The organism is Enterobacter sp. E12, assembly GCF_014596715.2.
Lineage (GTDB): Bacteria > Pseudomonadota > Gammaproteobacteria > Enterobacterales > Enterobacteriaceae > Enterobacter > Enterobacter bugandensis.
Map to the genome: position 1 here is coordinate 2407011 of NZ_CP115601.1, position 14385 is coordinate 2421395.

13 protein-coding genes are annotated in these 14385 nt (G+C 60.1%); 8 read left to right on the forward strand and 5 right to left on the reverse strand.

Translation table 11 applies throughout. The features are described 5' to 3' along the window. Window positions 1–50: 50 nt before the first annotated feature. The 4 genes from IB212_RS11455 to IB212_RS11470 all read right to left on the reverse strand — a co-directional run bounded on the left by IB212_RS11455 (window position 51) and on the right by IB212_RS11470 (window position 5508). A complete protein-coding gene (locus tag IB212_RS11455; RefSeq protein WP_041909899.1) occupies window positions 51–1568 on the reverse strand; it encodes a carbohydrate porin in 1518 nt (505 codons plus the stop codon). Between the two features lie 172 nt (window positions 1569–1740). Further along, window positions 1741–2631, reverse strand: a complete 891-nt coding sequence (locus tag IB212_RS11460) for an aminoimidazole riboside kinase (RefSeq protein ID WP_041909897.1) — start codon at window positions 2629–2631, stop codon at window positions 1741–1743. Window positions 2632–2719: 88 nt separating this feature from the next. Next, a complete protein-coding gene (locus IB212_RS11465) occupies window positions 2720–3931 on the reverse strand; it encodes a diguanylate phosphodiesterase (RefSeq protein WP_041909895.1) in 1212 nt (403 codons plus the stop codon). 95 nt (window positions 3932–4026) lie between these two features. Further along, a complete protein-coding gene (locus tag IB212_RS11470) occupies window positions 4027–5508 on the reverse strand; it encodes a carboxylesterase (protein WP_188245608.1) in 1482 nt (493 codons plus the stop codon). Window positions 5509–5775: 267 nt separating this feature from the next. Here IB212_RS11470 and IB212_RS11475 point away from each other — a divergent pair, with 267 nt between their 5' ends. The 7 genes from IB212_RS11475 to IB212_RS11505 are packed head-to-tail and all read left to right on the forward strand — an operon-like array spanning window position 5776 to window position 12609. Beyond that, window positions 5776–6630 carry a MurR/RpiR family transcriptional regulator gene (locus IB212_RS11475; RefSeq protein WP_041909891.1) on the forward strand — a complete coding sequence of 285 codons (855 nt, stop codon included), beginning with the start codon at window positions 5776–5778 and terminating at the stop codon, window positions 6628–6630. 12 nt (window positions 6631–6642) lie between these two features. Further along, window positions 6643–7218, forward strand: coding sequence for a D-alanyl-D-alanine dipeptidase (gene ddpX / locus IB212_RS11480; protein WP_188245607.1), 576 nt, complete (start codon window positions 6643–6645; stop codon window positions 7216–7218). Window positions 7219–7232: 14 nt separating this feature from the next. After that, window positions 7233–8765, forward strand: coding sequence for an ABC transporter substrate-binding protein (locus IB212_RS11485; protein WP_041909887.1), 1533 nt, complete (start codon window positions 7233–7235; stop codon window positions 8763–8765). A gap of 23 nt (window positions 8766–8788) precedes the next feature. After that, entirely contained in the window at window positions 8789–9811 is a 1023-nt protein-coding gene (locus IB212_RS11490; RefSeq protein WP_041909885.1) for an ABC transporter permease, read from the forward strand. Continuing rightward, window positions 9808–10701 (forward strand): D,D-dipeptide ABC transporter permease, encoded by an 894-nt coding sequence (gene ddpC / locus IB212_RS11495; protein WP_041909883.1) that lies wholly within the window; start codon window positions 9808–9810, stop codon window positions 10699–10701. The genes IB212_RS11490 and ddpC overlap by 4 nt, the downstream gene beginning before the upstream one ends. Then, the gene (locus IB212_RS11500) at window positions 10701–11687 is read left to right on the forward strand and encodes an ABC transporter ATP-binding protein (RefSeq protein ID WP_041909881.1); all 987 of its coding nucleotides are present in this window, start codon (window positions 10701–10703) and stop codon (window positions 11685–11687) included. Before ddpC ends, IB212_RS11500 begins: the two co-directional genes overlap by 1 nt. Continuing rightward, window positions 11680–12609, forward strand: coding sequence for an ABC transporter ATP-binding protein (locus IB212_RS11505; protein WP_041909880.1), 930 nt, complete (start codon window positions 11680–11682; stop codon window positions 12607–12609). The genes IB212_RS11500 and IB212_RS11505 overlap by 8 nt, the downstream gene beginning before the upstream one ends. On the opposite strand, the gene IB212_RS11510 is transcribed toward IB212_RS11505, so the two are convergent. Then, window positions 12606–13355 (reverse strand): SDR family NAD(P)-dependent oxidoreductase, encoded by a 750-nt coding sequence (locus IB212_RS11510; RefSeq protein WP_041909878.1) that lies wholly within the window; start codon window positions 13353–13355, stop codon window positions 12606–12608. The two genes, IB212_RS11505 and IB212_RS11510, sit on opposite strands and share 4 nt — an antisense overlap. A gap of 115 nt (window positions 13356–13470) precedes the next feature. Here IB212_RS11510 and IB212_RS11515 point away from each other — a divergent pair, with 115 nt between their 5' ends. Beyond that, complete coding sequence (locus IB212_RS11515; protein WP_060571799.1) at window positions 13471–14376, forward strand: LysR family transcriptional regulator; 906 nt, start codon at window positions 13471–13473, stop codon at window positions 14374–14376. Window positions 14377–14385 lie beyond the last annotated feature (9 nt).

Here is a 14385-nt window from a genome sequence, read left to right on the forward strand (position 1 = left end):
CTTCTTTTTATGATGTGCGAAACGCCCCCGCCGGGCGGGAGCGTGATGGGTTAAAACCAGGTTTCCATCTGGACCCCAAAGTTCCATTCCCCGCCGGCGTTGAAGCCGCTGCTGCCAAAGGCATCATCGCTGGCGTAATTATCCAGTTTGCTGCTCCAGTCCATCCAGGTGGCAAACAGGCGCAGCTCCGGGCGGCTGAAGAAATCGCCGATTTTGCTCGCTTTTAACGTTGGCGCAAAGGTCAGCTTGTAGAAACTGCCGTTAACGGCGTTCCGGTCCTTATAGCCTTCCGGATGTAAATCCATGTACTGATAGCTTCCCTCAAACGCCAGCGCGAAGTTCTGGGTCACCTCTTTAATCAGGCGGGTGTTGAGCGTCACCCACTCATAGCTGTCACCCTTGACGTAGCGATCTTTGCTGCTCTGCGCCAGCACGGCAGGCGCGATACTCCAGCCACCGCCAACAGGCGTGACACCGTAACTTGCGAAGCGCCAGGTATCGGCATCAGACAGCAGCGCCCCGTCGGAACCGATGCTCTTAACTTCTGCGCCCAGGCCGTGACCGTACAGCAGCGCCGTTTTGGCACTCCCTTCCCGCAGGCCGTAGAAACTCTCGTTGTGCAGTCCCACCAGGGCATGAACGCCGTTATTGGCCGCGTCGGTTTTGATGAGATCGCCGTTAGCGTCTTTACGGTCGTCGTTATCCTTCGCCCGCAGGCCGCTCACCATCACCTGCAGCGGCCCGGCGAAATGGTTCATGCTGAGGATGTAGTTCTGAACGTTATTGTCGGTCTGCTCCACGCTGCCAAAGTTGCGGCCGTAGATCGAGAAGTTGCTGCGCAGCGAGTCGTTCCACTTCACGTCGTAGACGCCGCCGCCGGTACCGGCCAGGAATACCACGTCGGAATCCAGCCAGTGAATATCAAAGTTGTCGCGGTCGAAGCGTTTACCCGCCCAGAATGTGCTGCCCTTGAGCGCGCCGGTAAAATCAGGCAGGTTACCCAACTCCGCAAAGGCCTGGCGAATATTGAGATCGCTGGTATCGGCTGACCAGTCGTTATAGGTTCGCTGACCGTCGGCCAGCATCGCCTTGAAGCGCGTGGTCGCCCCGTTATCCAGGGTTTGCTTGTGCTCCAGGTTCAACTCGACGTAGGTGTCGGCTTCGTTACCCAGACGCCCTACCGCACCGCCGGTTTCCCCGGCTGGCGTCAGGTACGGGCCGCTTTTGCTGCTTGAGGCCGCGTCGTTCATCAGCAGGCCAGAGCGGGCATAGCCGTGGAACTCAAACCCGCCGGTCTGATCCGCCTTCTTCTCCAGCGCGGTGGTGCGCTGCGCCACCGCCTGGGTTGTGGTTTGCGTCTGCTGCTGGGCGGCAACCAGCTGCTGCGTTTTTTGTTCGGCTTCGGTGGCGCGTTTTTCGGCGACCTGCGCACGCGCTTCAGCAGCCTGAAGGCGCTGCTCCATCGCGGCAAGGCGCGCTTCGATACTTGTCATATCCGTCTGGGCAAAAACAGAGGTACTGCCGGCCAGCATGCCTATCATCACGGCAAGTCTGCGTTTTTTATACATTTTGTCGCATCCCTAAAAGTATTAATCGAACGTGCTAAATTGCTAAACCGGTTTAGGCTGCTGATACTAAACCCGGGAATTTTGGATCGGCAATCTTTTTTGCTAAACCGATTTAGTAAGTGTGATCGAGGCGACAATTCAGGCCGCCGGACGGCGGCCAGTGAAGGAAGGATTACAGGTCGTGCTGCCAGGGCAACGCGGTCATCGCCCCCTTTGCCGTGGTGGCTAACGCGCCACAGCGCTGGGCTAAGGCGATTGCCGGGACCAGCTCCTGACCGGCGGCCAGCCCGTAGAGCAGCCCGGCTACGAAGGCATCGCCCGCGCCAGTGGTATCGACACATTGCACAGGGGTAGCCGGATAGTGTTTCACCGCGCCCTGATGCCAGGCGATAACGCCCTCTTTTCCCTGGGTGACCAGCACCAGGCGCGCCGGGCAGCGCTGCATCAGCGTGTTCAGACCTTCTTGTGCATCCGTATCGCCGGTTAAAAATGCCAGTTCCTCAACGGAGAGCTTGACCACGTCGGCGCTCTGCAGGGCCTGTTGCAGGCAGCGACGCAGCGCGTTCTCATCCGGCCAGAGATCCGGGCGAATATTGGGGTCGAAGCTCACGTAGCCGCCCGCCTTCCGGATGGCGTCCATCGCCTGAAAAGTCGCCGAGCGGCTCGGCTCTGCGCTTAGCGCGATGGAACAGACGTGCAGCCACTCGCCCGCGCTGAAGGTCGGCAGGTCAGCGGGTTCCAGAAACAGATCGGCGCTCGGGCGCACCATGAAGGTAAACGAGCGTTCGCCGTGGTCGTCCAGATCCACCACCACCGTAGAGGTGCGGTGCGCCGGGTCAAGGCGCATATGCTTCACGTCGACCCGCTCGTCAGCGAGCGTTTTCGCCATAAAGCGCCCGAAAGGATCGTCGCCAACCCTGCCGATAAACGCGCTTTTGCCCCCCAGCCGGGCAATGCCCACCGCGACGTTTGCCGGTGCGCCACCGGGGCACTGCAGTAATTTCCCTTCGCCATCGGGCAATAAATCCACCACCGCATCGCCAAGTACCCAGATTTTTTCCATGTGATCCTCTTAGCTAAACTATGTTAAACCGTTTTAGCTATTTAAGCACAGGCAGGGGAAAGGGGAAATAACGCGGGAGGAAAATTGCCTAACGCTTCAGATGCGGCCAGCGAATATCGCCAACGCCGTTAAGCTGCGGACGGGCAAACAGGAAGCCCTGGAAGCGGCGGATCCCGGCAGATTCTAACCAGCACCACTCCTCTATTTTCTCGATCCCTTCGGCCACCAGGGTAATTTCAAGATCGGAGCAGCAGCTGATGATGGAGCGCACAATCGCCTGCTTCGGGCCGCTGAGATGGATATCGCTGATGATTTCGCGATCGATTTTGATTTTATCCGGCTGGAAGCGGGTCAACAGCGAAAGCCCGGCATAGCCGGAACCGAAATCATCAATCGCCAGGCCAACCCCCTCACCGCGAAGCCGTTTTATGGCGCTGTTAAACTGGTTAAACCCGGAGATCATCTCGTTTTCAGTGACTTCAATGACCACCTGCTCCGGCTGAAGGCCATGTTTTTTAATCTCATCGACCAGAAATTCCACCGCGCCAGGGACATTCACCAGCGACATGGGCAGCAGGTTTACCGCGATTTTATGGCTACCAATGCCCAGCTTTTCCGCCAGCGCGAAGGCATACGCTTTCGTCTGGAGATCGACTTCATAGATTTTCGCCGGGTCCAGGGAGCTGAAGAAATGTTCCGGGCTGCCGCCGTCATTGCTACGGATAAGCGCCTCAAGGGAGCTTATTTTCCCTTCCGAGGGCTCGACAATTGGCTGCAGCGCAAACTGGCAGGTTTGCCCGGCAATCAGGCCAAGATGTTCGCCAAAGGGTAGCGCTTCGGTCGAGAGCGTCCATTTGTCCGAGGTGTAACGCGTCCCCGACGGGGCCGGACGTTTACCGGTTATAAAGGTCTGAATAAATTTGAACACCCGATCGTCGGAGGTCAGATAGCTGTCCAGCTTGCTGTAGCGCAGCACCGACTGCAGCACCTCTTTCGGCGACTGCGTTTGCAGGTCGAACAGCAGCATCCCGACGTTTTCGAAGCGTCTGCGCGGACCATAGTCCCGCAGCAGTTCTACCACCCCGCTGTGCCGCTTGTCCTCACGGATGGTATGGAACAGTTTGACCACACTCTCTTCCGACCCTTCGAGGATCTGCAGAACCTCATTCCCATTAGCCAGGAGGACGCCGGTAATATCCAGTTTTGTGTTGCGGCCCCTGGCGCGCTCCACCAGCTCCCGCAGCTCGGTGGACGGGCGGGATAAATTCAACTGGCTTCGGTAGATCAGTGTCGTCAGCACAAAAAGGGGTTCCAATGAGAAAGAGAGGTGCCTTGAAGCTACTATGTAACATACTTAATCAATGCGACCTAACATATTCACGCAACAAGGGAACGTTACTTTTCCGCGTCCCCGATCCGGCTGTTAATTTTCTCCTGCATATAGTCGTAAAACGGGTTCGAGGTGACCCGCATAAGCGCCTCTTTACCAACGCTCAACACGGACGTTTCTCCCCACAGCGCAATTGTCCCCAGGCTTATCCCGTAGCGGTTTTTCACCCCAGGCTCACGGCCATAGAGATCGTCATCCGGCGGTAACGGCACGGCAACGTGCGACAGCGAATAGACATCCTGCGGCCAGGTCTGCACAAGCGGCACAACCGTCTCCCGCGTGCTGCCTGCTGGCGTTGTTTTCGCCACCGTCGAGAAACTGTGTGCGTCCGCATTGGTAATAATCGTGACACCGTAACGCCTCTGCGAAACCGGCAGCAGCGCCGAGGTTGCCGTCCACGACGACGGTTTGAACAGCGGACGGAAGCTCGCCGCCTGGTTGATGTCAAACATCACCAGCTCGCTACCGTTTGCCGGAAGCTGGTCAAACAGGCCGGTCACCACCGCGCGGGTGCTGACCGTAGAATCCATGACCGACTGGAACGCCAGCACAGGCGGCAAATTCACCAGCCTGTTCTCCCGCGCCTTGCGGCCAATCTGCTCCTGCAGGGCCTTCGTCAGCAGCCACGACTGGCGGGCGGCGTTCACCGGGAAGGAGTTGTATTTATACGGGTTATATTCCGGAGAGATATTCAGCCACGCCGCTTTGGCAAACGGCGGCAGCAGCGCCGGTAGCCCCGCAAAACCGGCAAAGCGCGCAAAGGCCGTCACGCCGATCATTGGTGAGAGCAGGATTACCTGCTGCGGTCGACGAAGCGCAGAGGAATCCAGCGCATCGAGAGCATATTTCATCGCCAGCGCCCCGCCGTTGGAGTACCCCACCAGATGCAGCGGCACGTTATCCCCCGTCAGGCGCGTGGCTTCCCGCACGGCAAGACGCGTCGCCGCGAGCCACATCTCCCAGTCAACGTCGGTCAGCGCGCCGGGCGCGGTGCCGTGTCCGGGCAGGCGCGGAACCACGGCCACGAAGCCGTGCTGCTGATAATTTTCGGCAAGGTGCCTGACGCTATAAGGCGAGTCCGTCAGTCCGTGCAGCAATACCACCGCGCCACGGGGTTTTCCTGCTGGCATCAGCACAAACGAACGGTTGGCATCGGGCGTGAACTGTCCCGGCCAAACCAGGCTCTGGCGATAATAGCGGTTTAGCGGCGTTTGTTCCTCGCCCGCTGTTTTCGCCGTCACCGCCCTATCAAGCTCGGCGAAAATGGCGTTTTCCCGGGCAACATACCCGGCAAAGTTGGTGTTATCGAGTTCACGCACGGACATCTCGTCCGCCCGCCAGGTGTGCCAGAGGTGCAGGTCCGGCCCCTGCTGCGAGAGATAGACCCGCACCGCCAACAGGACGACCAGGACGATCCCCACGACCATCCCTGTTTTCTTTGCAAGCGCCGCCAGGCGCACGCTGATTCGCCAGGGCAAATTCGCCATGCCGGGATCCCTTTTGTGTTCACTGTCCTTTTATCTTATCAAAAATGTGAACGGACTGACGTATTCACCAAATTCATACCTGCCCGATCTGCCGGTGCACCAAAAGTGAACTACGCTGCACAAATGTTGATCTTTGGTTAACTAAATATTGCGTGAAATTAACAGCACGGCGGGTTTTTTACCTCACCGTGAACATGGCACGCGTCGTGCATTGTTAACCCGGTAACACAAATCCAGCTTTTGACAGCCAGTTAACAGCGAGGCGGTATGACGACGAAACCCGAGATGTTGAGCCGTATCGAAGCGACGTTCAGCCAGCTCACTCCCAGCGAAAAGCGGGTCGGGAGCTGGCTGCTGGCGCACGCCGCGCAAATCCCGTTTGAAACCGCGGAAAGCGTCGGTCTGGCGAGCGGGACCAGCGGGATCACCGTCGGACGCTTCCTACGCAAGCTGGGGTATCGCAACCTGGAAGATGTCAAAAAGAGCCTGCGCGATCCGTATCAGCCCTGGGGCATGAACGAGCGGCTGGACTCCTGGCAGCAGCAGCGTCCCCTGCCCAACCGCCTTCAGCATGCCCTCTCGCTGGAGGTGGACGCCATTACGCAGGTGTATCAGCTGGCGCAAACGGACGCCTTCCGTCAGGTGGTGCACAACCTGGCCCACGCCGACGCGGTGTTTGTGCTGGGGATCCAATCCACGCGCGGGATCGCCAACGCCTTCTTCAGCCATCTCGAGTACCTTCGCCCGCGCGTGAGCTATTCCGAAGGCGCGTCCGGCAGCTGGGTGGAATCCCTCAACTCCGGGTTTTCGCACCCTTACGTTGTGCTGACCGATACGCGAACCTACTCCGCGATGGCCCGCCAGTACTGCCGCGTGGCGAGCGAAAAAGGGATCCCGCTGGCCTTAATCACCGACATCTGGTGCCCGTGGGCGCGGGATTACCCGATGGATTTACTGCAGGTGAAAACCGATACCGGTCATTTCTGGGATTCGCTTGCCCCCGTGAGCTGTCTGTTCAACCTGCTGCTGTCGGGCGTGGTGGAAGCGCTGGGTGATGCGCTCCCGGCGCGTCTGGCGGTAAACCGACAATTACAACAAGAGTTTGGTCAATTCGAACGCTAAAGGAGCGGAGCTATGCCCGATGAGAATGAACTGATTGACGTGGCGAAGACGTTTCCCACGCTGCATATCGATCTGAAGTACGCCACCGCCGACAACATCACCGGCAGGCCGATCTATCAGGAGGCGCTGTGCCTGCTGCATACCGACGCCGCCACCGCGCTGGCAAAAGCCATCAGCATTGCCGCCCTGGCCGGGCTGAAGCTGGTGGTGTACGACGCCTACCGGCCGCAGCAGGCGCAGGCCCAGCTGTGGGACGCCTGCCCGAACCCGGAGTATGTGGTCGACGTGGCAATTGGCTCCAATCACAGCCGCGGTACGGCCATCGACGTCACGCTGATGGACGAGCATAACAGCGTGCTGGATATGGGCGCCGGTTTTGACGAAATGCATGACCGTTCGCATCCCTATCACCCTTCCGTACCCCCGCACGCCCAGCGCAACCGTCTGCTGCTGAACGCCATCATGTTCGGCGGCGGTTTTGTGGGGATTAGCAGCGAATGGTGGCACTTCGAACTGCCGAACGCCGCCAGCTACCCGCTGCTTGATGACCGTTTTGCCTGTTTTCCCCTGACACACACCTCTCTTTAACCTGGAGCACTGCCATGAAAACATCGCTTCTCACGACTCTGATTGCCGCCACGCTGGCGTTGAGCGCCCCGCTGGCGCTGGCCGCCGTCCCGAAAGACATGCTGGCGATCGGTAAAGCCGCCGACCCGCAAACGCTCGACCCTGCCATCACCATCGATAACAACGACTGGACCGTCACCTATCCGTCCTACCAGCGTCTGGTCAAGTACAAGCCCGGCTCAACCGAGGTGGAGGGCGATCTGTCGACGGGCTGGAAGGCGTCCGACGACCAGAAAGAGTGGACCTTTACCCTGGCGGATAACGCCAAATTCTCCGACGGCACGCCGGTCACCGCCGAAGCGGTCAAGCTCTCCTTTGAGCGCCTGCTGAAGCTCGGCCAGGGGCCGTCTGAAGCCTTCCCGAAAGATCTGAAAATTGATGCCGTCGATGACCACACGGTGAAATTCACCCTCAGCCAGCCGTTCGCGCCGTTCCTCTACACGCTGGCAAACGACGGGGCGTCCATCATTAACCCGGCGGTGCTGAAGGCCAATGCCGCGGACGACGCGCGCGGTTTTCTGGCGCAAAACACCGCCGGTTCCGGGCCGTTTATGCTGAAGAGCTGGCAGAAAGGCCAGCAGCTGATCCTGGTGCCGAACCCTCACTGGCCGGGCGACAAGCCGCACTTTAAGCGCGTTTCGGTGAAAATTATCGGCGAGAGCGCTTCGCGCCGACTGCAGCTTTCCCGCGGCGATCTGGACATTGCCGACTCTCTGCCGGTCGATCAGCTGGCGGCCCTGAAGCAGGAAGGCAAAGTCGCCGTCGCGGAATACCCCTCCCTGCGCGTGACCTATCTCTATCTCAACAACAGCAAAGCGCCGCTCAATCAGGTGGATTTACGCCGGGCCATCTCCTGGGCGACGGACTATCAGGGAATGGTAAAAGGCATTCTGAGCGGCAACGGCAAGCAGATGCGCGGCCCGATCCCGGAAGGCATGTGGGGCTTTGACGCCGCGGCAATGCAGTACAGCTTCGACGAGGCCAAAGCCAAAGCGGCGCTGGAGAAGGTCAAAGACAAACCCGCCAGCCTGACCTTCCTTTACTCGGACAACGATCCGAACTGGGAGCCTATCGCCCTCTCCACTCAGGCGAGCCTCGGCAAGATCGGCATTAACGTCAAGCTGGAAAAACTGGCCAATGCCACCATGCGCGACCGCGTCGGCAAAGGCGATTACGACATTGCCATCGGCAACTGGAGCCCGGACTTTGCCGACCCGTACATGTTCATGAACTACTGGTTCGAATCGGACAAAAAAGGGCTGCCGGGCAACCGCTCGTTCTATGAGAACAAAGAGGTGGATTCGCTGCTGCAGGCCGCGCTGAAAACCACTGACCAGGCGGAACGCACCAAAGATTACCAGCAGGCGCAAAAGGTGGTGATTGACGAAGCGGCCTACGTCTATCTGTTCCAGAAGAACTACCAGCTGGCGATGAACAAAGAGGTCAAAGGCTTCACCTTTAATCCGATGCTCGAGCAGGTGTTCAACATCGCCACCATGAGTAAATAACGGTTCTCGTCGGGGGAAAGCGTATGACGTTCTGGAGCATCGTGCGCCAGCGCTGCTGGGGGTTACTCCTGGTGGTGGCCGGTGTCTGTATTATTACCTTTATTATTTCACACATGATCCCCGGCGACCCGGCGCGTTTGCTGGCGGGCGATCGCGCCAGCGACGAAATCGTGCAGAACATTCGCCAGCAGCTGGGGCTGGATCGGCCGCTGTATGTGCAGTTTGGCCGCTACGTGGACGCCCTGGCCCACGGTGATTTAGGCACCTCCATCCGTACCGGACGCCCGGTTGCGGAAGACCTGAAGGCCTTTTTCCCCGCCACGCTGGAGCTGGCCTTTTGTTCTTTGCTGCTGGCGCTGGTTATCGGCGTGCCGCTGGGGATCTTGTCGGCGGTGTACCGCAACCGCTGGCTGGATCACCTGGTGCGTTTAATGGCGATGACCGGGATTTCCACGCCTGCATTCTGGCTTGGGCTGGGCGTGATTGTCCTGTTCTACGGGCATCTGCAGATTCTGCCGGGCGGCGGCAGGCTGGACGACTGGCTCGATCCGCCGACGCACGTCACCGGGTTTTATCTGCTGGACGCCCTGCTGGAAGGCAACGGTGAAGTCTTTTTCAACGCGCTGCAGCACCTGATTTTACCCTCGCTGACGCTGGCGTTTGTTCACCTGGGCATCGTGGCGCGCCAGGTGCGCTCGGCGATGCTGGAGCAGCTTAGCGAGGACTACATCCGCACCGCACGCGCCAGCGGGCTGCCCGGCTGGTACATCGTCCTGCGCTACGCCCTGCCGAATGCGATGATCCCGTCCATTACCGTGCTCGGGCTGGCGCTGGGCGACCTGCTTTACGGCGCCGTCCTGACCGAAACCGTCTTTGCCTGGCCGGGTATGGGCGCCTGGGTGGTGACGTCCATTCAGGCGCTGGACTTCCCGGCGGTGATGGGCTTTGCCGTCGTCGTTTCGCTGGCCTACGTGCTGGTTAATCTGGTGGTCGATCTGCTTTACCTGTGGATTGACCCGCGAATCGGGCGCGGAGGTGCCGAATGATGTTAACGCAGGAAACACCCGTCCCGGTGAAAACCGCCAGACAACGCATCAACTGGGCAAAGCTGTTCTGGATGCTGCGCCAAAGCCCGCTCACGATTGTCGGCGGCGTCATTATGATCGCGATGCTTTTGCTGATGGTGACCTCGCCGTGGATAGTGCCGCATGACCCGAACGCGCTGGATCTCACCGCCCGCCTGCAGGCACCTTCTGCGCAACACTGGTTTGGCACCGATGAGGTGGGACGCGACCTGTTCAGCCGCGTGCTGACGGGCAGCCAGCAGTCGATTACCGCCGGGCTGGCGGTGGTGGTGATTGCGGGCGGCATTGGCTCGCTCCTGGGCTGTTTGTCCGGCGTACTGGGCGGGCGCGGCGACGCCGTCATCATGCGGGTGATGGACATTATGCTCTCGATACCTTCCCTGGTACTGACCATGGCGCTGGCCGCCGCACTCGGGCCGAGCCTGTTTAACGCCATGCTGGCGATTGCGATTGTCCGCATTCCGTTTTACGTCCGCCTGGCACGCGGGCAAACCCTGGTGGTGCGTCAGTTTACCTACGTGCAGGCCGCCCGCACCTTTGGCGCCTCCCGCTGGCATTTGATCCGCTGGCACATCCTGCGCAACGCCCTGCCGCCGCTGATTGTGCAGGCGTCGCTGGACATCGGCAGCGCCATACTGATGGCCGCGACGCTGGGGTTTATTGGCCTGGGGGCGCAGCAGCCGACCGCCGAATGGGGCGCGATGGTGGCCGTCGGCCGTAACTACGTTCTGGACCAGTGGTGGTACTGCGCGTTTCCCGGAGCGGCGATTTTGATTACCGCCGTGGGCTTTAACCTGTTTGGGGATGGCATCCGCGATCTGCTGGATCCGAAGTCAGGAGGTAAACAGTGATGACCGAACCGGTACTCAATATTGAAGACCTGCATCTGAGCTTCCCGGTTTTTCGCGGGGAGGTTCATGCGCTGAACCACGTTTCGCTTGAGATCGGCAGGGGCGAAATTGTCGGCGTGGTGGGCGAATCAGGTTCGGGCAAATCCGTTACCGCCATGCTCGCCATGCGGCTGCTGCCGGAAGGCAGCTACCGTATTCATCACGGTCAGGTGAGATTACTCGGTGAAAACGTCCTGACGGCGTCCGAGAAACAGCTTCGCCAGTGGCGCGGCGCTAAAGTGGCGATGATTTTTCAGGAGCCCATGACCGCCCTAAACCCGACACGGCGGATTGGCAAACAGATGGTGGAGGTGATTCGCCAGCATCAGCCGCTTTCCCGGCGCGAGGCGCAGCAGAAGGCGATCGCCCTGCTGGAAGAGATGCAAATTCCGGACGCGAAGGAGGTCATGGCACGTTATCCGTTTGAACTCTCCGGCGGCATGCGCCAGCGGGTGATGATCGCCCTTGCCTTCTCCTGCGAGCCGGAGCTGATCATCGCCGACGAGCCGACCACCGCGCTGGACGTGACCGTCCAGCTCCAGGTGCTGCGTCTACTGAAGCATAAGGCGAAGGCCAGCGGCACCTCGGTGCTGTTTATCAGCCATGATATGGCCGTAGTGTCCCAGCTCTGCGACAGAATGTACGTAATGTATGCGGGGAGCGTGATAGAGAGCGGTGCCACGCAAACGCTGATCCACCGCCCTGTGCATCCCTATTCTATCGGCCTGCTGCGGTGCGCGCCGGAAAACGGCCAGCCGCGCGATCTGCTGCCCGCCATTCCCGGAACGGTGCCCAACCTCAGCCAGCTTCCGCAGGGGTGCGCTTTCCGCGAGCGCTGCTTTGCCGCGGGGGCAAAATGCAGCGAAACGCCGCGCCTGCAGCCGCATGGCGCAGAGGGCCAACTGGCTGCCTGCTGGTATCCACAACGGGAGAAACACCATGTCTGATGTACTGCTGGAACTGGATAGCGTGCACGTGAACTTTGCGGCGCGCAAAAACTGGCTGGGCCGCGTGACGGAACGGGTCCATGCGCTCAACGGGCTGGATCTCCAGATCCGTCGGGGCGAAACGCTGGGCGTTGTCGGGGAATCCGGCTGTGGGAAAAGCACGCTGGCGCAGCTGCTGATGGGGATGCTTAAACCCAGCGCCGGCGCATGCCAGCGTGCCCACCATGCCGGTGGCATGCAGATGGTGTTTCAGGATCCGCTCTCCTCGCTCGACCCTCGATTGCCGGTCTGGCGCATCATTACCGAGCCGGTGTGGGTGCAAAAACGCAGCAGCGAGCGCGAGCGCCGTCAGCTGGCGGCGGATCTGGCGCTGCAGGTGGGCATTCGCCCGGAATATCTCGACCGCCTTCCACACGCCTTCTCCGGCGGGCAGCGCCAGCGCATTGCCATCGCCCGGGCGCTTTCGTCCGACCCGGATATCATCGTGCTCGATGAACCCACCAGCGCGCTGGATATCTCCGTGCAGGCGCAAATCCTCAACCTGCTGGTGACGCTACAGCAGCAGCGTAATCTGACCTACGTACTGATCTCGCATAACGTCTCGGTGGTCAGACACATGAGCGACCGCGTGGCGGTGATGTATCTCGGACAGATTGTGGAGCTGGGCAGCGCCGCGCAGGTACTTGGCGAGCCGCGCCACCCCTATACCCGCCTGCTGCTCGATTCGGTTCCCCGCACCGGAGAGCCGTTGGATGAAACGCTGGCGTTACGCAAAACGGAGCTTCCCGGCAACCGTCACCTGCCCGAAGGCTGTTTTTTCCGCGACCGCTGCCCGATGGCCGCGCAGGGGTGCGAACGTCCTCAGCCGCTACAGCCCTCTCGCGAGGGCCGTCACGTTCGCTGCTGGCGCAGCCTGGGTTAAATTTGCGCCATCCCGCCGTCCACAAACAGCTCGGTGGCGTTGATAAAGCTGGCCGCGTCGGAGGCCAGAAACGCCACCGCTTTACCCACCTCGCCCGGCGCACCTAAACGTCCGAGCGGCACCTGCGCGGCCAGCGCGTCGTACAGCCCCTGGCGGTGTTCTTGCGGCACCAGATCCCCTAAACCAGGCGTTTTGATCGGGCCCGGGCTTACGACATTGACGCGGATCCCACGGCCCTGCAAATCCAGCGCCCAGGAGCGGGCAAAGTTACGCACCGCGGCCTTACTGGCGCTGTAGACGCTGAAGTTAGCCGTCCCCTTAACCGACACCGTCGAGCCGGTCAGAATGATCGATGAGCCTGTTGATAACAGCGGCAGCGCCTTCTGCACCGTGAACAGCACCCCGCGAACGTTGGTGCCAAAAATCCGGTCAAACTGTTCTTCGGTGATCGCGCCCAGCGGCAGCATATCGCCGCCACCCGCATTGGCGAACAGAATATCGAGACGGCCTTCTTCTTTGGCTATCCGGGCATAGACCTCGTCCAGGTCCGCCAGTTTTGACACGTCAGCGCGAATGCCCACTGCCGTTGAAGCGATTTCAGCCACCGCCGCGTCCAGCTCGGCCTGACGTCGTCCGGTGATGTACACCTTCGCGCCCTGTGCCGCCAGCTCCTGCGCCGTGGCAAGACCGATGCCGGTGCTGCCGCCGGTGACCAGTGCGATTTTGCCTGAGAGAGTCGTGTTCATCTCATTTACCTTTTGTTGGGTTTGCGTTGGACAAACTTTAGCCCTTGCGGGATTAGTGAAAAACCGGCAAAAATGAAAATGACTATTCACACACAGAAATAATCAGGGGGTCCTAATGGACCAGCTCATGGCGATGCGCGCTTTTACCCGGGTGGTGGAAACCGGCAGCTTTACCCGCGCGGCGGACTCGCTGAATATGCCGATCGCCACCCTGAGCAAACTGGTTAAATCCCTTGAGGCGCACCTGGCGATACGTCTCCTTCACCGGACGACTCGTCGGGTGGTCACAACGCCTGAAGGGCTGGAATACTATGAAAAAGCGCGCCGGGTGCTGATTGATATCGAAGATATCGACACCTCGTTTCGCGTTTCCCGCGCGACGCCCAAGGGACATTTGCGGGTTGACGTGGGCGGTTCCACCGCACGGGACGTGCTCATCCCCCTGCTGCCGGATTTTATGCAGCGCTACCCGGATATCCGTATCGATCTTGGCGTGGCCGATCGTCCGGTCGATCTTATCAGCGGTAACGTAGACTGCGTGATCCGGGGCGGCCCGCTGAACGATTCAACGCTTATCGCACGTCATCTCGGTGACGCTCAGATGGTCACCTGCGCGACGCCGGGTTACCTTAAAAACCACGGCGTTCCGGCCTATCCGCAGGAGCTGCGCAACGGCCACAAGCTTGTTAGTTATCTCTCACCCGTCACCGGGCGGCCGTTTCCGTTTCGCTTCCGGCAAAACGGCGAGGCGCTGGAAATCACTCTTCCGCACTATCTCGGCGTCAATGAAAGTAACGCTCATCTGGCGGCTGCCGCGGCGGGTCTGGGGATCGTTCAAACCTTTGAGTATTCAGCAAAGACCTATTTGCAGGCGGGAGCGCTGGTGGCGATTCTGGGTGACTGGCAGCCTGCCGCGTACCCGTTTCACGTGGTCTACCCGCAGAACCGGCATTTGACGCACAGACTGAAGGTGTTTATCGCCTGGCTGGCGGAGGTGTTCCCCGCCGCGCTGAAGGGATAGCCGGGCACA